General features: G+C 61.4%; 17 protein-coding genes. 6 read left to right on the top strand and 11 right to left on the bottom strand.

Translation table 11 applies throughout. From position 1 onward, the window contains the following. Positions 1–8: 8 nt before the first annotated feature. Positions 9–3,119: a multidrug efflux RND transporter permease subunit gene (locus AC3I65_RS21410; protein WP_445577040.1), complete on the bottom strand. Its 3,111-nt coding sequence runs from the start codon at positions 3,117–3,119 to the stop codon at positions 9–11. Further along, positions 3,116–4,273, bottom strand: coding sequence for an efflux RND transporter periplasmic adaptor subunit (locus AC3I65_RS21405; RefSeq protein ID WP_488524141.1), 1,158 nt, complete (start codon positions 4,271–4,273; stop codon positions 3,116–3,118). The genes AC3I65_RS21410 and AC3I65_RS21405 overlap by 4 nt, the downstream gene beginning before the upstream one ends. Before the next feature lie 236 nt (positions 4,274–4,509). Here AC3I65_RS21405 and AC3I65_RS21400 point away from each other — a divergent pair, with 236 nt between their 5' ends. After that, positions 4,510–4,764, top strand: coding sequence for a hypothetical protein (locus AC3I65_RS21400; RefSeq protein WP_047228828.1), 255 nt, complete (start codon positions 4,510–4,512; stop codon positions 4,762–4,764). 27 nt (positions 4,765–4,791) lie between these two features. Here AC3I65_RS21400 and AC3I65_RS21395 read toward each other — a convergent pair whose 3' ends face one another. Beyond that, positions 4,792–5,760: a LysR family transcriptional regulator gene (locus AC3I65_RS21395; RefSeq protein WP_488524140.1), complete on the bottom strand. Its 969-nt coding sequence runs from the start codon at positions 5,758–5,760 to the stop codon at positions 4,792–4,794. A 311-nt stretch (positions 5,761–6,071) separates the two neighbouring features. On the opposite strand from AC3I65_RS21395, the gene AC3I65_RS21390 reads away from it, so the two are divergent. The 4 genes from AC3I65_RS21390 to AC3I65_RS21375 are packed head-to-tail and all read left to right on the top strand — an operon-like array spanning position 6,072 to position 10,820. Beyond that, positions 6,072–7,544 (top strand): efflux transporter outer membrane subunit, encoded by a 1,473-nt coding sequence (locus AC3I65_RS21390; RefSeq protein ID WP_488524139.1) that lies wholly within the window; start codon positions 6,072–6,074, stop codon positions 7,542–7,544. 7 nt (positions 7,545–7,551) lie between these two features. Continuing rightward, on the top strand, positions 7,552–9,744 hold the full coding sequence (locus AC3I65_RS21385) for an FUSC family protein (RefSeq protein ID WP_488524330.1): 2,193 nt from the start codon (positions 7,552–7,554) through the stop codon (positions 9,742–9,744). Then, positions 9,734–9,934 (top strand): DUF1656 domain-containing protein, encoded by a 201-nt coding sequence (locus tag AC3I65_RS21380; protein ID WP_025215382.1) that lies wholly within the window; start codon positions 9,734–9,736, stop codon positions 9,932–9,934. Before AC3I65_RS21385 ends, AC3I65_RS21380 begins: the two co-directional genes overlap by 11 nt. Positions 9,935–9,944: 10 nt before the next feature. After that, positions 9,945–10,820 (top strand): efflux RND transporter periplasmic adaptor subunit, encoded by an 876-nt coding sequence (locus AC3I65_RS21375; protein WP_488524138.1) that lies wholly within the window; start codon positions 9,945–9,947, stop codon positions 10,818–10,820. Positions 10,821–10,938: 118 nt separating this feature from the next. Here the strand turns inward: AC3I65_RS21375 and AC3I65_RS21370 are convergent, their stop codons facing one another. Both AC3I65_RS21370 and AC3I65_RS21365 read right to left on the bottom strand, forming a co-directional pair. Then, on the bottom strand, positions 10,939–11,763 hold the full coding sequence (locus tag AC3I65_RS21370) for an SDR family oxidoreductase (RefSeq protein ID WP_488524137.1): 825 nt from the start codon (positions 11,761–11,763) through the stop codon (positions 10,939–10,941). A 31-nt stretch (positions 11,764–11,794) separates the two neighbouring features. Next, positions 11,795–12,259, bottom strand: a complete 465-nt coding sequence (locus AC3I65_RS21365; protein WP_488524136.1) for a multidrug transporter — start codon at positions 12,257–12,259, stop codon at positions 11,795–11,797. A 173-nt stretch (positions 12,260–12,432) separates the two neighbouring features. On the opposite strand from AC3I65_RS21365, the gene AC3I65_RS21360 reads away from it, so the two are divergent. Beyond that, the gene (locus AC3I65_RS21360; RefSeq protein ID WP_488524135.1) at positions 12,433–15,150 is read left to right on the top strand and encodes an RHS repeat domain-containing protein; all 2,718 of its coding nucleotides are present in this window, start codon (positions 12,433–12,435) and stop codon (positions 15,148–15,150) included. Positions 15,151–15,233: 83 nt separating this feature from the next. Here the strand turns inward: AC3I65_RS21360 and AC3I65_RS21355 are convergent, their stop codons facing one another. The 6 genes from AC3I65_RS21355 to AC3I65_RS21330 all read right to left on the bottom strand — a co-directional run bounded on the left by AC3I65_RS21355 (position 15,234) and on the right by AC3I65_RS21330 (position 23,004). Continuing rightward, positions 15,234–16,685, bottom strand: coding sequence for a mannose-1-phosphate guanylyltransferase/mannose-6-phosphate isomerase (locus AC3I65_RS21355; protein ID WP_047228836.1), 1,452 nt, complete (start codon positions 16,683–16,685; stop codon positions 15,234–15,236). A gap of 151 nt (positions 16,686–16,836) precedes the next feature. Next, positions 16,837–17,505, bottom strand: a complete 669-nt coding sequence (locus tag AC3I65_RS21350; RefSeq protein ID WP_047228837.1) for an alginate O-acetyltransferase AlgF — start codon at positions 17,503–17,505, stop codon at positions 16,837–16,839. 14 nt (positions 17,506–17,519) lie between these two features. Further along, the gene (locus tag AC3I65_RS21345; protein ID WP_047228838.1) at positions 17,520–18,695 is read right to left on the bottom strand and encodes an alginate O-acetyltransferase; all 1,176 of its coding nucleotides are present in this window, start codon (positions 18,693–18,695) and stop codon (positions 17,520–17,522) included. Positions 18,696–18,706: 11 nt separating this feature from the next. Next, positions 18,707–20,272: an MBOAT family O-acyltransferase gene (locus tag AC3I65_RS21340; RefSeq protein ID WP_047228839.1), complete on the bottom strand. Its 1,566-nt coding sequence runs from the start codon at positions 20,270–20,272 to the stop codon at positions 18,707–18,709. A 132-nt stretch (positions 20,273–20,404) separates the two neighbouring features. After that, positions 20,405–21,529, bottom strand: a complete 1,125-nt coding sequence (locus AC3I65_RS21335) for a mannuronate-specific alginate lyase (protein ID WP_047228840.1) — start codon at positions 21,527–21,529, stop codon at positions 20,405–20,407. Positions 21,530–21,552: 23 nt separating this feature from the next. Then, on the bottom strand, positions 21,553–23,004 hold the full coding sequence (locus tag AC3I65_RS21330) for an alginate O-acetyltransferase (protein ID WP_488524134.1): 1,452 nt from the start codon (positions 23,002–23,004) through the stop codon (positions 21,553–21,555). Positions 23,005–23,010 lie beyond the last annotated feature (6 nt).

Below are 23,010 nucleotides of genomic sequence, written 5' to 3'. Positions count from 1 at the left end.
GCCCCGCCTCAGTCTGTGGTCGCCAGCGTCGTCGGCGCAGGTCCGGGCTGCTGGACGGGCCGATGAAACAATCGCTCGAGCCATAAGTATATGACCGGTGTAGTGAACAACGTCAGCGCCTGGCTCACCAGCAGGCCGCCGACCACTGCAATGCCCAACGGCTGGCGCAGTTCTGCGCCGGGGCCGGAGCCGAGCATCAGCGGCAGGGCGCCCAGCAGGGCGGCCAGGGTGGTCATGATGATCGGGCGAAATCGGGTCAGGCATGCCTGGAAAATCGCTTCCTGGGGCGTCAAGCCACCCTTGCGCTGGGCGTCGAGAGCGAAGTCGATCATCAGGATGCCGTTTTTCTTGACGATGCCGATCAGCAGCACCAGCCCGATCAGCGCCATGATCGAAAAATCCTGGCCCAGCAACCACAGCATGACCAGCGCGCCGAGGCCGGCCGAGGGCAGGGTGGAGATGATCGTCAATGGATGCACGAAACTCTCGTAGAGCACGCCGAGGATGATGTACACCGCCAACAGCGCGGCGAGGATCAGCCATGGCTGGCTGGCCAGGGAGCTTTGGAATGCCTGGGCCGCGCCCTGGAAGTTACCGGTAATGGAGGCCGGCATGCCGACCTCGTTCTTGGCCTGGTCGAGCATGCGCACCGCATCCCCCAATGCCACGCCGGGCGCCAGGTTGAACGACAGATTGGCGGCCGGGAACATGCCGTCGTGGGCAATGGACAGCGGGCCGTTGGTCGGCGCATCGAAGCGGGCCAGGGCCGAGAGCGGGACCATCTCACCACTGAGCGGCGAGCGCAGGTAGAAATAGGCCAGGCTCTCGGCCCGGCCGCGTTGCGCGGTGTCGAGCTCCAGGATCACGTTGTACTGGTTGGTCTCGGTCTGGAATTCGTTGATCTGCCGCTGGCCGAAGGCGTCGTACAGGGCCTGGTCGACATCGCTGGCGGTAAGGCCAAAGCGCGCCGCCGCGCTGCGGTCGATGTTGATGTGGGTGATGCTGCCGCCCAGTTGCAGGTCGTTGGAGATGTCCCGGAACGCGGGGTTACCGCGCAGCCTGTCGGTGAGTTTTTGTGTCCAGGTGTTGAGCGTCGGTCCGTCGTTGCTCTTGAGCACGTATTGATACTGGGCGCGGCTCGGACCGGGACTGAGGTTGATGTCCTGCCCGGCCCTCAGGTACAGCACCACGCCGGGGATGCCCAGCAGTTTGGGGCGGATCCGGTCGATGAACGCGCTGGCCGACACGTCACGCTGATCCTGGGGCTTGAGGGCGATCCAGAAGCGACCATTGGCGATGGTCTGGTTGGAACCCGAGACGCCGACAGCGTGAGAAAAGCTCTGCACCGCCGGGTCGGCGGCGACGATCTCGGCCAGGGCCTTGTGTTTGGCCACCATGTCCGGGAATGACACGTCGGCGGCGGCTTCGCTGGTGCCCAGCACCAGGCCGGTGTCTTGTACCGGGAAGAAACCCTTGGGAATGAATACGTAGCCCGCCACTGCCAGCGCCAGGGTCACGCCGAACACGCCGATCATCAGCCTCTGATGGGCCAGGGCCCAGCGCAGTGTCCGTTCATACCCACCCAGCAGGCGTTCGCCGAAACTTCGCTTGCCGTGGGCATGAGGCGTCGGGGCGCGCATGAACAGCGCGGCCAGGGTCGGTGCCAGGGTCAGGGACACCACCACCGAAATCAGGATGGTCGAAGTGGCGGTCAGGGCAAACTCCTTGAACAGACGCCCGACCACGCCACCCATGAAGAGCAGGGGAATGAACGCGGCTATCAGCGAAAAACTGATGGAGATCACCGTGAAGCCGATTTCGCCCGCTCCTTTGATCGCCGCTTCGCGCATGCCATCACCCGCCTCCAGGTGCCGGTGAATGTTCTCCACCACTACAATCGCATCGTCCACCACGAACCCGACCGAGATCACGATAGCCACCAGGGTCAGGTTGTTCAGACTGAAGCCCATCACATACATCAGGGCGAAACTGGCGATCAGCGACACGCCCAGGACCGCTGAGACAATCAGGGTCGCCGAGAGCTGGCGCAGGAACAGCGCCATCACCGCCACCACCAGCAGCACCGCGATCAGCAAGGTGATCTCCACCTCATGCAGCGAAGCGCGGATAGTCTGTGTACGGTCGTTCAGTACCTTGACTTGCACGGCCGCAGGCAGCATGGCTTCCAGGGTCGGCAAGGCTGCCTGGATGCGGTCGACGGTGTCGACGATGTTCGCCCCCGGCTGACGGAAAATCACCAGGTTGAGCCCCGGTTGCTCATCGGACCAGGCCTGAATGTAGGCGTCTTCCGAACCATTGATGACTTTGGCGACGTCCTTGAGATGAACCGGTGCCCCATCCTTGTAGGACACGATCAACTCACCATATTCCTCCGGCTGGAACAGCTGATCGTTGGTGGACAGGGTGGAAACGCTCGACTCGCCGTAAAGCGCCCCCTTGGCCAGGTTGAGGCTGGCCTGCTGGAGCGCCACGCGAATGTCGGCCAGGGTCAGACCGATGGCGGCGAGTCGGTCCGCCGAGGCCTGTACCCGGATCGCCGGACGTTGCTGGCCGGTGATGTAGATTTGTCCCACGCCATCGATCTGGCTGAGTTGCCGGGCGAGCAGGGTTTCGACGTAGTCGCTCAATTCGGTGCCGGGCATCAGGCTGGAGCTGATGCTGAGGATCAACACCGGGCTGTCGGCCGGATTGACTTTGCGCCAGGTGGGCAGATTCGGCATGTCCTGGGGCAGTTTGCCGGAGGCGGTATTGATGGCCGCTTGCACTTCCTGGGCGGCGGTGTCGATGCTTTTGTCCAGGCTGAACTGCAAGGTCAGGTTGGTCGAGCCCAGGGCACTGCTTGAGGTCATCTGGGTAATGCCGGAAATGGCGCTGAATTGCACTTCCAGTGGGGTCGCCACCGACGACGCCATGGTTTCGGGGCTGGCGCCGGGCAACAGAGCCCTGACCTGGATGGTCGGGAATTCCGCTTCAGGTAACGGCGCGACAGGCAGGCGAGGAAAGGCGATCAATCCCAGCAGTATCAGGGCGAAGGTCATCAGGACCGTGGCAATGGGGTGGTCGATGCACCACGCTGAAATCGAACCGCGGCCCTTCATGGTTTTGGCTCCGACACATTGGCCTGGGCCACTGGGTCACCGAGCACCTGGATGCGGCTGCCCGGCTTGAGCCGTGACTGACCGTCGCTCACCAGTTGATCGCCCGCGTTCACCCCTTTGATGATGTGCAGGTCACTGTCCTGGTACACCATCACCACCGGTACGCTCTCTACCTGGTCGCCGGTGATTCGGTACACGAAAGGTTGCTCCAGGCCGCGCTGAACCACGGTAGGTGGAACCACCAGGGCGTCCTTGTCGAGGGCGGTCTGGATTTTCAATGTCACCAACTGCCCTGGCCATAGCCGTTGCGCGGCGTTGCTGAATTCAGCCTTGGCCCGCAGGGTGCCGGTGTTGGCGTTGATCTGGTTGTCGATCAGGCTCAGGCGGCCCTCGCCGAGCATTTCACCGGAGGACCCATCAGCGCCTATGTAGGCCTGGACCAGCGCTTGCTCGGGGGCGGCCATCAACCGTTGCAAGGTGGGCAGCATTTGTTGGGGCAGGGCGAACTCCACTGCGATCGGGTCGATCTGGGTCACGGTGAACAAGCCCTCGGTGTCGCTGGTGCGCAGGAAGTTGCCTTCGTCCACGTTGCGAATGCCGACGCGACCGGTCACCGGGGAGCGGATCCGGGTGTAGGACAACTGCACCTGGGCGGCATCGATGGCCGCCTGATTGCCCTGGGCGGTGGCCTTGAGCTGGTTGACCAGTGCCTGTTGCTGGTCGTAGGTCTGTTTCGATACGCCGTCGTCGACACTGAGCAATTTGTAACGCTTGAGATTGACCTGGGCGACCGCCAGTTGTGCCTGGCTTTCACCGAGTTGGGCCCTGGCCTGGTCAAGGCTGGCGCGGATCGAGCGGTCGTCGATGGTGGCCAGCAGTTCCCCCTTCTTGACCTGTTGCCCTTCCTTGACCAGCAGTTGAGTGAGGATGCCGTCGATCTGCGGGCGGATCACCACGCTGTGCAGTGACAACACCGTGCCGATGCCACTGGCAAAGCGCGGCACATCCTTTTGCACCACGCTGATGACTCTTACCGGCACGGCCACGGGCGCGCCGGGTTTGGCGGTGACAGGCTTCATGGCATACCAGAGGGCGACAGCTGCCAGAGCGACCAGGAGCGCGACGAGCAAGACGGTTTTTTTCTGGATGTGCATGGATGTGGGAGGCCGGTTCAGGACAGAGGGATTTTTATCTTTCTTATATAGCGTTGTGAGGTGGTCAGGAAGGTGACGCCTAACTGACGGGCTTGTCAGTTTTGTCCCGACTTGCTGTCAGACGAGTGAAGGGCCGATTGAATCCGCCCTGCGCGCGCTGGTATCGGGCGGGTATACTGCCGACTTTCGCGGCTCGCTCTCCGGGCCCGACTTGCACGCATTACCCGGAGCTTTACATGACTTCCCCAACACCTTCGCCCGCGGACGAACGCCCGAACGGCGAACAGGCCGACCGGCCCGACAGCGATGTTTCCAGCGGCGAGAGCGTCAACGCGATCCCGACCTTCAAGTTTCCGTTCAAGCCCGGTGAGCTGGCCGCGGCCAAAGGGGCCGGGCAGCAGCCTTGGTACAAGAACGGCGCGAAGAACGGTCATACCAAGACCCCTGGCGCCGCGCCTCCCGGCACGCGTCGCTCGATGGGCAAGCGCTGATATCACCCTGGGAGCACGGGCGCGAAATCAGTTCGCGACCCGTGCACCGGCCAGACTGCCACTCAACTCATAGGCCGTCAGTTCGGCCTGGTGCGCCGCGAGGATTTCCGGCAGCGAGCCGCGCAGGTACTCGACCCAGGTCTTGATCTTCGCATCCAGGTACTGGCGCGAAGGATAGATGGCGTAGAGGTTCAGTTCCTGGGAGCGGTAGTTGGGCATGACCCGCACCAGCGTGCCATTGCGCAAGCCCTCGATGGCGGCATACACCGGCAACACGCCCACGCCCATGCCACTGGTGATCGCGGTTTTCATGGCATCGGCGGAGTTCACCAAGAACGGTGAGTTGCTGATGGTGACCATCTCTTGGCCTTCGGGGCCGTCAAATACCCATTTCTCCAGCGGAATGACCGGGCTGACCAGGCGCAGGCAGGCGTGGTTGAGCAGGTCGCCGGGTTTCTGCGGGCAGCCGCTGGCTTTCACGTAGGCAGGTGATGCGCAGACGATGCTGTAGGTGATCCCCAGGCGCTGGGAGACAAAGCCCGAGTCCGGCAATTCGCTGGCCAGTACGATGGAAACGTCGTAACCCTCTTCCAGGATGTCCGGCACACGATTGGCCAGGGTCAGGTCGAAAGTCACGTCGGGATGGGTTTTACGATAGCGGGCGATGGCATCGATCACGAAATGCTGGCCGATGCCGGTCATGGTATGGACCTTCAACTGCCCGGCAGGACGTGCGTGAGCATCGCTGGCCTCGGCTTCAGCCTCCTCGACATACGCCAGGATCTGCTCGCAACGCAGCAGATAACGTTTGCCGGCCTCGGTCAGGGCGATGCGGCGGGTGGTGCGGTTGAGCAGGCGGGTTTGCAGATGGGCTTCCAGGTTGGAAACCGCACGCGAAACGTTGGCTGTGGTGGTATCCAGTTGCACGGCGGCGGCGGTGAAACTGCCCGCTTCAGCAACACAGCTGAACGCACGCATGTTTTGCAAAGTGTCCATGGGAGGCTCTCTTGGGAGATGGCAAATTGTGACACGAAGTTACAGCGCAGCGGACCCCGACTAATGGATTATCGCAGTAACGGTAACAAAGATTCGCAGAAAGGTCGGCTTATCGCCGTTCGATGGGGTGCCTAGAATTGCGGCCAATCCTGGATCGCTGATTGCTATGGGAGCGAGCCTGCTCGCGATGGCGGCATCACATTCCCCTCAATGTGTCTGCCTGGACGCTATCGCGAGCAGGCTCGCTCCCACAGTTGCGTCACCGGGCATTCAGCCTCTTCACGCCTCCCCATCTCAGGAATTTTGCGCAAGTGCCGGGTTGCATCAGCAGAGAGCTGAAGACTCTCAGTGTTTGGCTTTTAACGTTCACCATCAGCGGTTGCATCGGCACGGGAGGGATTGCGCCGCAAGGCCAGGCATTGTCGGCCAATCAACTGGCCACCGATGAAGCGATCCGCGAGGCTGCCCGTGATGCTCACTGGCCCACCGGCCAGTGGTGGAATGCCTATGGCGACCGGCAACTGGATCGCTGGATCGACCTGGCCGTGCATGACAGCCCGAGCCTGGCCCTGGCCGCTGCCCGCGTGCGGCAGGCCAAGGCCATGGCCGGTGTCGTCGAGGCTGCCGAGTCGCTACAGATCAATGGTCAAGCGACCCTCAAGCGCCACAACTGGCCCACCGATCAGTTCTATGGCCCTGGCGAGTTGGCCGACACCACCACTTGGGACAATAACGCGGGCCTGGGCTTGAGCTATGCGCTGGACCTGTGGGGCCGCGAGCGCAACGCCAGTGAGCGGGCCGTCGACCTGGCTCATGTCAGCGTGGCCGAGGCGCGGCAGGCGCAGTTGGAGTTGCAGAACAACATCGTGCGCACCTATATCCAGTTCGCGTTGCACTATGCCCAGCGCGATATCGTCGTGGCGACCCTCCATCAGCAGGAGCAGATTCTCGAACTGGCGCAAAAGCGTCTGGACGGCGGCATCGGCACCCATTTCGAAGTCAGCCAGGCCCAGGCGCCATTGCCTGAGACCCATCGGCAACTCGACGCCCTCGACGAAGCCATTGCCTTGAGCCGCAATCAACTGGCGGCGCTGGCGGGCAAAGGGCCAGGAGACGGGGCGCGGCTGCAGCGCCCGACTCTGGCCCTCGGTGCGCCCTTGAAGTTGCCGTCGGCCTTGCCCGCCGAATTGCTCGGCCAGCGTCCGGACGTGGTGGCCGGGCGTTGGCAAGTGGCCGCTCAGGCACGGGGTATCGATGTCGCGCGTGCCGGGTTTTATCCCAATGTCGACCTGGTGGGCAGTATCGGCTACATGGCGACCGGTGGCGGGGCGCTGGAGTTCTTGACCGGCAAGAAGCTCAACTACAGCGTCGGACCGGCCATCACACTGCCGATTTTCGACGGTGGGCGCCTGCGCTCACAGTTGGGGGAGGCGGCGGCCGGTTATGACATCGCCGTGGCCCACTACAACCAGACGCTGGTCGATGCACTCAAGAGCATTTCCGATCAGTTGATCCGCCGTGAGTCCATGGACAAGCAACACGTCTTCGCTGCTGAGTCGGTGGCCGCCGCGCAACGCACCTACGACATCGCGATGGTTGCGTTCCAGCGCGGGCTCACTGACTACCTCAACGTGCTCAACGCCCAAAGCCTGTTGTTCAAGCAGCAACAGGTGCAGCAGCAAGTGGAGGCGGCGCGCCTGACGGCCCACGCCGACCTGGTGACGGCGTTGGGCGGTGGCCTGGACGCCGGCAAGGACATCCCTGACTTGAGCCATGTTGAGTAGTTCTATTGTGATGTCTTTATTCGCTCCTGCCCGCTGGCTGTACCGCCTCGAATGGCGCCGTGGTTTCTTCGACTGGGCTCGCAGCGACGGTGTGACATGGGTCTACATTTTCAAAGTGCTGCTCGCCGCCTTCCTGACATTGTGGCTGGCGATGCGTCTGGAGCTGCCGCAACCGCGCACGGCCATGATCACGGTGTTTATCGTCATGCAGCCCCAGAGCGGGCAGGTGTTCGCCAAGAGTTTCTATCGCTTGCTCGGCACGCTGGCCGGCTCGGCGGTGATGGTGGCGCTGATTGCCTTGTTCGCCCAGAACACCGAACTGTTTCTGGGCAGTCTGGCGATCTGGGTCGGCGTCTGTTCAGCGGGCGCGGCGCGTTATCGCAACTTCAGGGCCTATGGTTTTGTGCTGGCCGGCTACACCGCGGCCATGATCGGTCTGCCGGCCCTGGCTCATCCGGAAGGCGCGTTCATGGCGGCGGTCTGGCGTGTGCTGGAAATTTCCCTGGGGATTCTCTGCGCGACCCTGATCAGCGCCGCGATCTTGCCGCAAACCGCCAGCGCCGCCATGCGCAACGCCCTGTACCAACGCTTTGGAGTGTTCGCCCTGTTTGTCACGGATGGCTTGCGTGGGCGCAGCAAACGCGAGGCATTCGAGGCGCGTAACGTCGGTTTCATTGCCGAAGCCGTGGGCCTGGAAAGCCTGCGCAGCGTGACGGTGTTCGAAGACCCGCACATGCGTCGGCGCAACGGTCGGCTCAGCCGCTTGAACAGCGAGTTCATGGGCATCACCACCCGATTCAACGCCTTGCACCAGTTGCTCGAACGTCTACGCAGCCGCGGGGTGGATCATGTGGTGAATGCCATTAAACCGGGTCTGCTAACGTTGGCCGAGTTGCTGGACGGTTTTAGCGCCCGCGCCTTGACCGATAAAGACGCCGCGCGCCTGGCGGCGGAGCTGGCAACCTATAAAGCCGATTTGCCGGCACAGGTCCGCAGGCTGCGTGGGGTGTTCGAAGAAACAGATCCGAGCGAGGCAGAACGGCTGGATTTCCACACCGCCTATGAGCTGCTGTATCGCTTCGTCGATGACTTGCACGGCTACGCCCAGACCCATGCGTCGCTGGCTGATCATCGCCACGAACGCGAGCAATGGGACCAACCTTTCATGCCGCAGACCAACGGTCTGGCGGCTGCGGCGTCGGGGTTTCGGGCAGCGTTCATCCTGCTGGTGCTGGGCAGCTATTGGGTCGCCACGGCCTGGCCGAGCGGTGCGACCATGACGATGATCGCCGCCGCCACGGTGGGCTTGTCGGCCGCCACGCCCAACCCCAAACGCATGGCGTTCCAGATGGCGTGTGGCACGCTGCTCGGGGCCTTGATCGGTTTCGTCGAGATGTTTTTCATCTTCCCGCTGATCGATGGCTTCCCCTTGCTCTGCGTGATGTTGGCGCCGGTGATCATGTTGGGCTCATTCCTCAGCTCGCGACCGCAATACGCCGGGGTCGGGTTGGGGTTGTTGATCTTCTTCTGCACAGGCTCGGTGCCCGACAACCTGACGGTCTACAACCCCTACACCTTCATTAACGATTACCTCGCGATGATCCTTGGCATGCTGGTATGTGCCGCTGCCGGGGCAATCATTCTGCCGCCCAACAGTCGCTGGTTGTGGCGCCGGCTCGAACAAGACCTGCGCGAGCAGGTGGTGTTTGCCATCAGCGGCCGGCTCAAGGGCCTGGCCTCGGGCTTTGAAAGTCGCACCCGGGACTTGCTGCATCAGGCTTATGGGCTGGCGGCGGGGCAACCTGGGGTGCAGCGGGATCTGTTGCGCTGGATGTTTGTGGTCCTGGAAGTCGGCCACGCGATTATCGAATTGCGCAAGGAACAGGCGATCTTGCCCGTGCATCCGGCCTATGCTCCAAGCCAGCCCTGGCGCCAGGCGATCCGCGTGATGGGGCGGGCGTTGGTGCGGCTGTTTCGTCAGCCCGGCCAGAACAATCTGGAGCGCGCCCTGCTGGCGGTCGACCATGCCATCAGCCGCGTACAGGCCAGTGACGAACCCTTCGCCCCGCATTTCGACACCTCAGCCCTGCGCCGGGTGAAAAGCTACCTGCATTTCATCCGCACCTCGCTGTTGGACCCGCAATCGCCATTGGCGACCTACGCCAGGCCGCTGCCCCAGGAACCCGAACATGCCTCGTGAAATCGCCTTCCATGGCGTGTACATGCCCACCATGACCCTGATGTTTTTCATCGCCGCCGCCCTGGCCTGGGTCCTGGATCGTTTTCTGTCGGGGTTGGACCTGTACCGCTTCTTCTGGCACCCGGCGCTGCTGCGCCTGAGTCTGTTTACCTGCCTGTTTGGCGCGCTGGCGCTGACGGTCTACCGTTGAGATCAATGCGATGAAAAAGTTTTTCAGCCTGCTTGCGACGCTGTTGGTGCTGGCCCTTGCCCTGTGGATCGGCCGGGTGTTGTGGGTGCACTACATGAACACTCCGTGGACCCGTGATGGTCGGGTACGCGCCGACATCATCAACGTCGCCGCCGACGTCAGTGGTGAGGTGGTCGAGGTACCGGTGCGTGATAACCAGTTGGTAAAAAAGGGCGACCTGCTGATGCGCATCGACCCCGAGCATTACCGCATTGCGGTGAAACAGGCTCGCTCTTTGGTGGCCTCGCGCAAGGCAACCTGGGAAATGCGCAAGGTCAACGCGCATCGGCGTGCCGACCTGGACAGCCTGGTGATCTCCCGGGAAAACCGTGACGACGCCAGTAACATTGCCGACTCGGCCCTGGCCGATTACCAGCACGCCCTGGCGCAACTGGAGGCCGCCGAACTGAATCTCGCCCGTACCCAGGTCCGCGCGGCGGTGGACGGTTATGTCACCAACCTCAACGTGCATCGGGGCGACTATGCGCGCATCGGCGAGGCGAAAATGGCCGTGGTGGACATGAATTCGTTCTGGGTCTACGGCTTCTTCGAAGAAACCAAGCTGCCCAAGGTGCGGGTCGGTGATTCGGCGCAGTTGCAGTTGATGAGCGGCGAGGTGCTCAAGGGGCATGTGGAAAGCATCTCGCGGGGCATCTACGACCGTGACAACCCCGCAAGCCGCGAGTTGATCGCCGATGTGAACCCGACCTTCAACTGGGTTCGCCTGGCGCAGCGGGTGCCGGTGCGGATCCATATCGACGAAGTGCCGGACGGCGTGCTGCTGGCGGCGGGGATGACCTGTACGGTGGTGGTCGATCCCAAACCGAGCGCTGACGCCCACGGATAATTGTGGGCGCGAGCCTGCTCGCGATAGCGGTGTTTCAGTGGGCAAGGAGGTTGGTTGTGCCGTCGCTATCGCGAGCAGGCTCGCTCCCACAGGGTTTCATGCGTGTTTACCCTGTGTTTTACAGCGACCCACCCAACCCAAACCGCTTCATCAAGCCTTTTTCCAGCAACCCCTTGGGCAGCAAACCGGCCATCAACGGCAACGCCCGGCTGCCATTGCCCAAGCGCAGCAGGCGCGGGGGCCTGGGTTGCTGCACGGCCTTGAGCAGTCCTGCGGCAAAATCGCTGGCCGGGGTCGGGTTGTCCTGGGACGCCTTGGCGCGGCTGCGGATGCCGTCGCGCAGAGGCCACCAGGGTGACTGTTCGCTGATCAGTTGCTCGGCTTCATGGCCGGCATTTTTGGCGAAGCTGGAGGCAATGGCGCCGGGCTGGACTTCCATCACGCGAATGCCGAACGGTGCCAGTTCCATGCGCAGCGCATCGCTCAAGGCATGCACCGCCGCCTTCGAGGCGCAATAGGCGCCGGCAAATGGCGTCACCAGCACGCCGGAAACGCTGCTGATGTTCACCACCAATCCCTTGGCCCGGCGCAGCACCGGGAACAGTGCGCGGGTCACTCCGACGACCGCGAACACGTTGGTTTCGAACTGGCGCTGCATGGCCGGCACACCACCGTCCAACAAGGGACCCATGGCGCCGTAACCGGCATTGTTGATCAGCACATCGAGACCGCCGTGTTGTTGGTTGATGCGTTCGCTCAACTGTTCCAAGGCCTGGCCATCATTGACGTCCAGTTGTACGGCGGTAAACCCGGCAGCACTGAGCAGCGCCACGTCCTCATCCTTGCGTGCACTGGCCCATACTTGATAGCCGGCGGCCTTGAAGGCATCGGCGAGGGCGCGGCCGATGCCGCTGGAACATCCGGTAATCAACGCAACGGGCATAGCCATTCCTTATGCAAACAGTGAGAGGGGATCAGTTGGAGAAGCCGCCTTGCAATCGTTCGGCGCGAAACTCCAGGGTTTGTGGGCGGTAGCCGGGACGCAGTGGCGGCAGGGGCAGGCAATCCTGCCAGTCCGCGCCGGGCTGCAACTCGCCTGGGCCTCTGTAACGAGGTGCGGTGTACTGATTGTCGGCCAGGTTGATGGTGTCGCCGGGTGCATACGCCGCGATTCGCCAGCGCAGTTCGATCAGCGGTACATCGTTGCCATTGGTCATGTTCAGCAACAGCGGACGGTCGGCCGGGCAGCGTTCGGGGGCGTAAGTGACGCGCAGATCCAGGCGCGCCAGTTGCCGGGTTTCGCGGTTGTCCTCCCAGAGTACCCACGCGGCCACCAGTCCCAGCCCGACGAACGCCGCCAGGGACACCGGCAACGCCTTGGCCGGATAGCGCAGCAGCAGGATGAGCCAGGTGATGACCAGCAAGACGCCGATAAGCATGGTTGAAGCCTCCGTTACCGTCACACCATCCTACCGGAGGGGGCGGGCCGTGGGTATTCATCCGTCTCGGGCCGTCGGTCGCCGCTGTCATATCTGACAGTAGGCAAGGGTTGTCTGCCCTTGTTAGATGCCGTTTACGACGCAGCGGTGCTACGACCAAGAGGTCTGATTAGATGGGCATGGATCAGAGAACCCCGAGGCTGATGGCCTTTGACCCAAGGAATTTACCGGTTCGTTCGGTCGACTATTGGCGCAACATCGAGAACGGGCCCACGCAAGAGCGCGTCACTCGCAGCCTTTTCGATGCCGCCGGTCGTTTGGCAAAACAGTGGGATCCTCGATTGTGGCGCTTGCAACCAGACGATCATTCGGCGCCGGCCAACCTTACGACGGTTTATTCGCTGTCCGCTGCCGCGCTGCGTACCGATAGCGTCGATGCGGGCAGGCAGATCGATCTGCCTGGGCTCGCCGGCGAGGGTTTGCGGGCGTGGGACGGTCGGGGCACGCATCGCGAGGTGGGCTACGACGACCTGCTCCGTCCCGTGGTGGTGCTCGAACAAGGCGCCGGGCAACTGCGTCGGTGCATGGAGCGGTTGAAGTACGGTTCCCCGGGCCGGGGCGATCGCGACCATAACCAGTACGGGCAGTTGATCCGTCACGATGACCCGGCGGGTAGCGTGCTGCTGGAGTCGTTTTCCCTCACCGCGCAAAACCTTGTCCAGAACCGTCGCTTCATCCTTGATGCCGTCACTCCCGACTGGCCGGAGCCGGAAGCCGAGCGCGAAACACTGCTCGAGCCCGGCGAGGGCGCCCGGTCAACCTGGTGCCTTGGCCCCCAGGGTGACGTGCTGGAGCAAATGGATGCCCTGGGCCATCGACAACGCAAGAGACTGACCCGCGATGGCCGGTTGCATGAAAATCACTTGTTATTAAACGGGCAGGACACATGGCAGCCGCTGGTCAGGGATATCCGTTACAGCGCCGAGGGGCAAATAGAGCAAGAAACGGCCGGTAACGGCGTGCAGACCACACTTCGATACAGTCCCGATGATGGCCGGTTGATGGAGCGCCACGCTAGGCACGCGGAACAGGTGCTGCAAGACCTGTTCTACACCTATGACCCCATGGGTAACGTGCTGAGTATCGAGGACAAGGCTCTGCCGGTGCGCTACTTCGCCAATCAGCGTATCAACCCGATCAGTCGTTTTATCTACGACAGTCTCTACCAATTGCTTGAAGCCAACGGCTGGGAGGCGGGCGCTGCCAATCAGGGACCGCAGTCCGTTGGTCGCGTCGACCCGGCGGCGGTGAGCAACTACCGGCAGACCTATCGCTACGACGAAAGCGGCAACCTGCTGGAGCTGACCCATGTCGGCGCTCAGAATCATGGCCGCCAGTTGCAAGCGGCCCGCTACAGCAATCGTTGTTTGCCGTACCGCAACGGCGTGCCCCCAACGGAAGATGAAATCTGCGCCGCGTTCGATGCGCGGGGCAATTGTCTGGAACAGGACGAGGGGCGTTTCCTGGCTTGGGATCTGCGCAACCAGTTGAGTTCGGTCACCCCCATCGAACGCGCCTCAAGGCTTAACGACGGTGAGATTTATGTTTACGACGGCAGCGGTCTGCGCGTTCGCAAATTGCGCACTCTGCAAGCCGGTGCCCGGACGCTGACCGCCGAGGTGCGTTATTTGCCTGGGCTGGAACTGCGTGCCGACAGCGGCACTGGGGAGTCTCTCCAGGTCATCATCGTCCAGGGTGGGCTCAACAGTGTGCGGGTATTGCATTGGGAAAGCCCATCACCTGCGGGGGCCAATGACCTCTATCGATACAGTTTTACCGACCAATTGGGTTCGACCAGTCTGGAGCTTGCCCAGGACGGGAGAATCATCAGCCGCGAGCACTTCTATCCTTTCGGCGAGACCGCGTACCTGGCCGGGGAAGATGTGATCGAGGTCAGTTACAAGACGGTTCGTTACTCGGGCAAGGAGCGGGATGCAACAGGGTTCTATTACTACGGCTATCGGTACTACATGCCCGGTCTGCAGCGCTGGCTGAATCCGGACCCTGCGGGAGATATCGATGGGCTGAATCTGTACGCGATGGTGAGCAATAACCCGCTGACTTTTCGGGACGCCGACGGGCTCAACAAGACTGGCAAGTACGAAATAGAAGTGGGCGTAAAAAACCGACTGAAGCTCACAGCGGCAGCGCTTACGAGCAGGGTTGGCGTGTTCAAGGAAGCCACAGGAAAGTTCAGCGATGTGAATGACTTCAAAGTGGTGGAGGTCGGTGCATTCAATGACTATCTGGTGGGAGGGGATGAGGTCAAACAGAATCTACAACGCTACAAGCAACGCTATAAAGCCCTCTCCAGCGAAACATCGAGTTCGAAGGTCGTTGGGCAACCTTCAAACTTCGGTCTGGGGGCAAGCATTTCCAGTTACATGTTGCGCAGTGCCAATGATGTATTCGTGGACGAGCCGATCGATCCGGACGCGTTGAACAGGCACCCTGATTTCGTCGTTGAGCGGCGCTTTTTCGCGGTCATGAAAAAATCCGACAAGTTGAAACCACCTGAAGAGCGACAGATTTATGGTCTGGCCGAATTGAACGCGTTTACAACGAAGGGAAAAACCGAAGTGGATGTTGTGCAAGTGGTCGTCCACCCTGAAACCCAGGATGGCGGGACCTTGAAGAAAGAGGCGTTGGCGCAGGCCACCTCAGTGGCGCGACTGCCGATCCTGAAGGGGGTGGGTACATTCTTGACGGTGCATGCAATCAAGGCCATTTCGAAGGGCGCGGACATCAGAAAAATCAGAACGGACGCGGTCAATCCGCGCTCGGCCAGGATTGCCGAAAAGTTTGATGCCAAGCGAGTGGTCAATCAATAAAAAAGCCCCCACCCAACCCACTGCGGATAGGGGACGCAGTGGGCTGGACGGGGGCTTCTTGTTCTGCTGATCGTTGCTGATCGTTATTGGGCGATGGTTTTCACCGACACGCCGCGTTCGACCGGGGTGGAGCGACCGTAGATGTCTTCGAAGCGTTCGATATCGTCTTCGCCCAGGTAGCTGCCGGACTGCACTTCGATGATTTCCAGCGGGATCTTGCCCGGGTTGCGCAGGCGATGAACCGAGGCGATCGGGATGTAGGTCGACTGGTTTTCGCAGAGCAGGAACACGTTCTCGTCGCAGGTCACTTCAGCGGTGCCGCTGACCACGATCCAATGTTCGGCGCGGTGGTGGTGCATCTGCAGCGACAGGCATGCGCCCGGCTTGACCGAGATGTGCTTGACCTGGAAACGACCGCCCATGTCCACCGAGTCATAGGAACCCCATGGACGATAGACCTCGCAGTGGTTCTGGGTTTCGGTGCGGCCCTGGGCGTTGAGGGTGTTGACCATTTGCTTGACGCCTTGGACCTTGTCCTTGTGGGCGATCATCATGGCGTCCTTGGTTTCGACCACCACGATGTTGTCCAGGCCGATCACCGACACCAGCTTGCCATTGCCGTGGATCATGCAGTTGCGGCTGTCCTGGACGACGACGTCGCCCTTGGTGACGTTGCCGTTGGCATCCTTGGCGTTGACTTCCCACAGCGACGACCAGCAGCCGACATCGCTCCAGCCGGCCGACAGTGGCACCACGCAGGCGCGCTGGGTCTTTTCCATCACCGCGTAGTCGATGGAGTTGTCCGGGCAGCAGGCGAAAGTGGCTTCGTCAAAGGTGATGGTATCGGCCGTCTGTTCGCTGCGCTCCAGGGTCAGCAGGCAGGTGTCGTAGATGTCCGGATCGTGTTTTTTCAGCTCTTCGAGGAAACGGCTGGCGCGGAACAGGAACATGCCGCTGTTCCAGAAGTAACCACCGGCTTCGACGAACTCGGTAGCGCGCTTGACGTCGGGTTTTTCGACGAAGTGCGAAACGCGGCTCACCCCTTCAGGCAGCAGGGCGTCGTTGGTCGACTTGATGTAGCCATAACCGGTTTCCGGTTTGGTGGCCGGTACGCCGAACAGAACCATTTCGCCACGCTCGGCGGCCACGGTGGCCAGGGCCAACGCACGCTGCAAGGCTTTCTGGTCTTCCAGCACGTGGTCGGCCGGCAGGACCAGCATCAGCTCGTCGCGGCCTTCATTGACCAGCATCATCGCCGTCAGGGCCACGGCCGGCGCGGTGTTGCGCCCGAACGGTTCCATCAGGATGCGCTGGGCTTCCAGCTTGCGGTTGGTCAACTGCTCGTTGACGATGAACCGGTGGTCTTTGTTGCAGACCACGATCGGGGTGTCCATGCCTTCGAACACCAGGCGCTCGAGGGTCTGCTGGAACAGGGTATGTTCGCCGGTCAGGGCCAGGAACTGTTTAGGGAATTGCTTGCGCGAAAGCGGCCAAAGACGTGAGCCGCTACCACCTGACAAGATCACCGGAATCATGTTTGTTACTCCTACAAATCGAAATGGTTTTTAGAGCTACTGCGTTCTGTCGTTTCACTCTCTTGTTGTTGTTCCTGCGGCAGTGGCAAGCCTTGAGCTTCAAGCTGCAAGCAAAAGCTTGCCGCTTGAAGCTGGAAACTTGCCGCTGCTCTTATCGGGTCGACACCGGGCGTTTTACCCACACTGGCGACAGGCTGCTGCCGGAGCCGGTGACGTACAGCACGGCCGCTTCGCCGCGTTCCAGGGCCACGGGCTTGAGGTCGCCGACTTTCTTGTCGCCGTCGAACAGCGCCAGGCTCACTTTCACCGGGTTGATTTCACGCTCGCCACGGCTCTTGGCCGCTACGGTCTTGACCACTTCGGTCTTGCCGTCGGCGGTCTTGAGGGTCAGCGGCTTGTCGCTAAGGTTCTGCACGCGAACCAGGGATTTCTGCTTGTTCTTGAATGGCGGTTCTTCGATCAACTGAGGCTGGCCGCTGGCGTTGTTGACCAGGGTGTAATAGTGATCGGGAGCCAGTTTTACCGGGACGGTCTGGCTGCCGACCTTGGCACTGTAGTCGCCGCCAGGCATGAAGCTGAAGTCGGTGCTGGCCAGTGGTGCTACGTCGCTCAGGTTGGTGCTGCCGACGGTGGCGCTGACTTCGGCGTTGCTGGCGTTGTAGATCCGCACGAAGCTCGACCCTTTTGGCGCAACCGGGCCATACAGGGCCGAGTCACCTCCGGCAAAGGCAGACAGTGAAAGGGCGCTCATGCTGGCAACCAGGGCAACAGCCTTGAGGGAGCGAGCGGCGAGACGGCGAGGAGTTGTAGTGAAAGTCATGGTGGACCTCTCTTTCAGTTTTGCGCCCGGTCGGGCGTCTCGGATGGGGTGTTGGCGGCTACGTTCTGTTGGCGTGCGCCGGCTTGCTTGAGTTCTGCGACCCACTGCGGGTCGGCGTCACCGATTTCGTTGTTCACAGGCAGATAACGTTCAGGAAACTCCCAGATCAGCACCTGGGGCGGGCTGTTCTTGAAGGCGTCGCTCTTGAGGTAGCTGAGCATCGGCAGAATCGGGCCATGGCCGTCTTCGGCGTAGTTCACGACGTCGCTGTTCAGGGCCTGCTTGAGGGCACCGACGAAGTTCCAGGTGGGGTTGGCGCTGTAGCTGGTGCCGATCAGCGCCACGGGCACTTGGGCATCGGCAAACAGCGCGTCGCCTTCGGCCGGCTGATCGTCGGCTTCACGGGTGGTGCGCTTGACCAGCGGCTCCTGGGCTGGCATCAGGTTTTCGAACAGCGGGTCCAGGGGCAGGAACTGACGCAGGTCGCCCTTGTGGATGATTTTTTCCGCTGGCGTTGTCACGAAACGTTGTGGTTCGCCGTTGAGTGGGGTGCGCTCGGCAATCGTCTTCGCCAGCTTCTCGGCGGCGACCTGCGCGCCTTCGGGAGTCCAGTGGGTGTCGGTGCGCAGGAACACTTGTTGGCCGTTTTGCTTGGCCTGTTGCATCGGGCCGAGCAGGTCAGGGGCCAGGATCTTGTCTGCCGCCACACGGGCATGGAAATCCTGATAGAGGTTGGCGTGAATGCTGGACGGCTTCACTTCACCCAAGTGTTCCGGGTAGAGGCGCGCCTTGGCTGGCACGATCGCCATCACCAGGGTAATGCCCTGTTCCTTGAGCTTCTGGCGCACGCCTTCGACCAGCGCGTAGTTGCCTTGCAGGTTTTGCTCTTCGTTGACGATCGGATTGAACTCTTCGTCGCTGTACAGCCACTGATCGCGACCCAGGACCACGCCTTTGCGGCCCTCGTTGAACAGCTTGTAGTCCAGTGCCGCCCAGATGTTGGTGCCCAGGCGCTTGATCGGGAACTCGTCGTCGTAGTGCGTCTCGACGGCTTTGCTCCAACGACCGTTGAGCACGGTCGCATCCGGGTTGGTGCTGAAGCCGAAGAAGCTGCGCACCGACCACAGGCCCAGGACCGTCAAGGTCAGCAGGAACAGTGCGATGTAGAAGATGCGTAATGAGCGGGTCATGTTCAGATCCCTCAGAACTGGAAGTAAAGGAACGGCGAGAAGCTTTGCGCCGAGAGTTTGAGAATCGAGGCGATGAACAGCACCAGCACCAGCGTGCGCATCACGTAGCGCGGCCAGTCAGCGACCCAGTACGCCGGTTGCACCTGGGCTTCGACGCCCACGGTGTAGCCCGGTTGATGAATGCTCGACGGGTTGTCGCCCGGTACAGCCTTGATCAGTCCCGGTTGTGCAGTGGCCGGGCCATCGGCCTCGGTGTTCACTTCAGGCTTGGTCTTGACCGGTGGACGATTGGTGTAGAGATCGCGCAGGCCAAAGAAGGCGAGGGTGGCGTAGGCCACCGCCAGCGTGGCGATTTGCAGGCCGGTGAGGTTGGCACGGGTCAGTTCCGACAGCGACAAGTCACCGAAGCTGAACATGGCGCCATACATGCGGCCGGCCACATGCAGGTTCTCGGCACGGAAGATCACCCAGCCCATCACCACCAGCAGGAACGTCAGTGCCCAACGGATCGGATTGATGCTGCGTGGCGTGGTGTTGATACCCACCGCTTTTTCGATGGCCAGCCACATACCGTGCCAGGCACCCCAGATCACGTAGGTGATGTTCGCGCCGTGCCACAGACCACCGAGCAGCATGGTCAGGAACAGGTTGCGATAGGTCATCAGCGTGCCTTTGCGATTGCCGCCCAGGGTGATGTAGAGGTAATCGCGCAGCCAGGTCGACAGGCTGATGTGCCAGCGCCGCCAGAACTCGGTAATCGACTGGCTGATGTAGGGCTGCTTGAAGTTCTCCATGAAACGGAAGCCCATCATCAAGCCCAGGCCGATGGCCATGTCGCTGTAGCCGGAGAAGTCGAAGTACAGTTGCGCGGTGTAGGCCAGGGCGCCGAGCCAGGCATCGCCCGTGGTCGGGTTCTCCAGGGCAAAGCAATGATCGGCCACCACCGCCAGGGTGTCGGCGATGAACACCTTCTTGATGAAGCCCTGCATGAAGCGCGTGCAGCCTTCGGAGAACTTGTCCAGGGTGTGGGTGCGGTTGTTGAACTGATCGGCCAGGTCGCGGAAACGCAACACGGGGCCGGCGATCAGGTGCGGGAAGATCGCCACGAACGCTGCAAAGTCGATCAGGTTGTGGGTCGCCGGGGTATCACCGCGATACACGTCGATGATGTAGCTGATGGACTCGAAGATGTAGAACGAGATCCCGATCGGCAACAACACGTGGGTCAGGATGAACGGATTGAGACCGAAGCCGGTAATGATCGCGTTGAGGCTGTCCACACCGAAGTTGGCGTACTTGAAGTAGCCCAGGATGCACAGATCCACACCCACGCCGAGCAACAGCCAGCGCTGGGCGGGTTTGGTGCGCACGCCGGCGGCGCCGACTTTCAGGCCGATCCAGTAGTTCCACAGGGTGACGCCGGCGAACAGCGCAAGGAAGTCCACGCGCCACCAGGCATAGAACACATAGCTGGCCAGCAATAACAGCAGGTTGCGATAGCGTTGCCCGCTCAAGTAGTACAAGCCGAGAAAGATCGGCAAGAACAGGAACAGGAACACATTGGATGAAAATACCATCCCGATCTCTCCATGTTGAATCAACAGTCAAGGGCCAGAGCCCCCCCAAACCCCCCCATGAAAACCGGGAGGTTTTATTACATTTCAGACGCTTTGCTCCCACAGCTCCCCTGCCAGGCAGGGGATACGGCATCAGCTACCTTTTTCGCCTTTTTCCCATGACGGGTCGTACACCTTGGTCAAGTCCCCGCCGAGGCGGAACGTCTTGAACGGTTGCATTTCATGCTTGCGTTCCAGCACATCCTCGGGGCATGTGTAGAGGCTGCAGAACGGTTCCAGCCAGGCGAACTTGGAATCGATTTTCAGATCCTTCATGTCCTGCTCATCGCCGTTCTTGTCTTCGAATATCTCCGGGTCTTTCACCCCGGCCAGCACCTGGTCACCCAGGCGCTTGAGGGCGCCGTTGTTTTCCTGGCGCAGGTCCACGCCGTTGACCTGGGCGAAACTGGCGATCATCGCCAGGGGCGGCAGGGCATAGTTGTGATAGGACAGCGCCCGTTGCTTGCGCTTGAGTTCGTTGGGCAAGAAGCCCTCGGCGTCGACTTGGTTGACGCCGACCTTGTATTCCTTGACGGCCCAATCGAACAGGTCGCGGCGGTTGGTCGCCACGGCGGTGGCCATCACCGACCAGGCGGCCCAGTAGGAGTGGTTGTTGATTTTTTTCAGCGGCAGGTTGTCCCAGTCGCTCACCACCTGATCGGCCATCTTGCTGAACCAGCCTTCGATCAGTTGCGCCTGCTCCTGGTGATTGGCCAGTGGGCGAGACTCGGAGAACTTCAGGCGTACGTAGGCCGAAGCCATGCTTCCCAGGGCCCATTTGCGCATGGACTTGCCGGTGTGGTTGAAGTCCTTGGACATCAGCGCATCGGCCTTGGCCCAGGCGGTCAGCCAGTTCAGGGTGCATTCCAGCTGCTCGGGGCGGCCGTCACGCATGAATTGCATCACTTGTTTGCTGACGCCGCGTTCGATCCGGGTGATGTCGGAAGTGGCATCACGGAAGGCTTTTTCCGATTTCACGTTCAGCGTTGCGCGGGCCTTGTCGGAACCCTCGTACTTGCTGCGAAATTGCAGGGCGCCCGTGTAGGGCGTTGGTACTGCCTCGCAGCGCTCGTCAGAGCTGCCCGTCTTGAATTTTTCAATCGGTGCGAAGTAACCCTGGGGCGGGCGTAGCGGGGCCGCGGCCTGCGTCGCGCCGGCGAATATCGCCAGGGTCAGCAGGGACGGCGCCAGCAGCGTTTTCAACGTTCGGGTGCGCATGGTTCTAGTCATGAGACGAGACCTCATTGTCCGATTTGAGCCGTTTGTTGCCCGGCTTGCGGAGATGCGTTGCGTTTGCAGACTTTCGCTTCGATTTGCTGTGGCTCGGCACCGGCTTCAGGTCCCTGGACTTCTACAGCCAGCAGGTTCTGGGAAGCCCAGTCCTCGTCGGTGCGCAATTGGAAGGCGAAACGTCCGTCGGTTTCGGAAGTGTCCGGTTTTTCGATCTTGATATCCTCGTGGCGCCCATTCATGTACCAGAGGGTGGCTTGTAAGGTTTTCACCGACGTATCGGCGAAGCGGATATCGATCTGGTGGCTGCCGTTACGCAGGTCCATGTTCTTGCTGTTGACCATCAATTCGTTCTTGCCGGGCTTGAGGGCAGTCTTGCTGCTCATCAGCGCGGGCTTGCCTTCGCAACCGTTGTTGTCCAGCAGCGCCATCATCTGGCGATAGATGGTTTCCTGGTCCAAGCGATACAGCGGCGAGAATTCCCAGATGAGGATTTTCGGCGGGCTCTTCTGGAATTCTTCGCTGCCCAGGTACTGGATCATCGCGCCTTCCAGACCGCCGCCGGGGAAGGCGACGTTGAGGACGTCGGCGCCGATGGCTTCTTGAAGGAAGCCGGCGAAGTTGTAGTTCTTGCCGCTGTGACTGGTGCCCACGAGGGTGATTTGCGGATCACTGGAGTCGCCGAACAGGTCGCCGTCGCCGGCCTCGCCTTTAGGCTCGGTGGTGAACTGGTCCATGTACTGGACCGCGTAGCTGGTGCCGCACAGCTGGCCGGCCATGTTGTGCAGGGTGCCGGTCTTGCCCATGCGGCCGGACTTCTTGGTCTCGAACTCACGCTTGGGAATGTCGGCAAAGGCCGGGATCTGCTTGACCTTCTCGGCCACGATCTTCGCCGTGCGCTGGGCGCCGTACGGGGTCCAGTGCTGGTCGCCACGGAAGTAGAAATCGTGGGCCGGCAGGGTGTCGGGCAGGTTTTCGTTGGTCAACGGCGACAGGTCCGGCACCACATAACCCATCTGCGCGAAACGCCCGAGCATGCTCTTGTAGTTGGTCAGGGCCTTGTCGAAGTCGTAACTGGCCTTTTCCTGAGGGTTGAGTTTGTTGCGGTTCACCAGGCCCCGGGTCGGTTGATACACAAGCACCAGCTCAACGCCTTTTTTCTTGAACGCGTCGTGCAACTGCTGCATGCGCTTGTAGCCGGCCGGGGTGGTATTGAATTCGGTACGCAGGTCTTCCTGGGTACGGAACAGCCAATCACCCTGGGCCTGTACCAGCGTGGTGAAGTTCTGCTGATAGCGCGTGGTGTAGTTCTTCGCGTCATGGGCAGCAGGGCACAGGTTGCAGCACGGTTCGGCAGTAAACACAGGCGCTGTGATTTCAGCGGCGCGCGCGCCGCTTGTGGCGGCGAGAATGCCGGCAGTCAGGGCGGACAGGCCCAGAAGTTTGATCATCTTTGGGTTCATAAAGGT

Source organism: Pseudomonas sp. N-1-13, assembly GCF_057787095.1.
The sequence above is the reverse complement of the archived record's forward strand: the minus strand, read 5'-3'. Positions and strand labels throughout refer to the sequence as shown.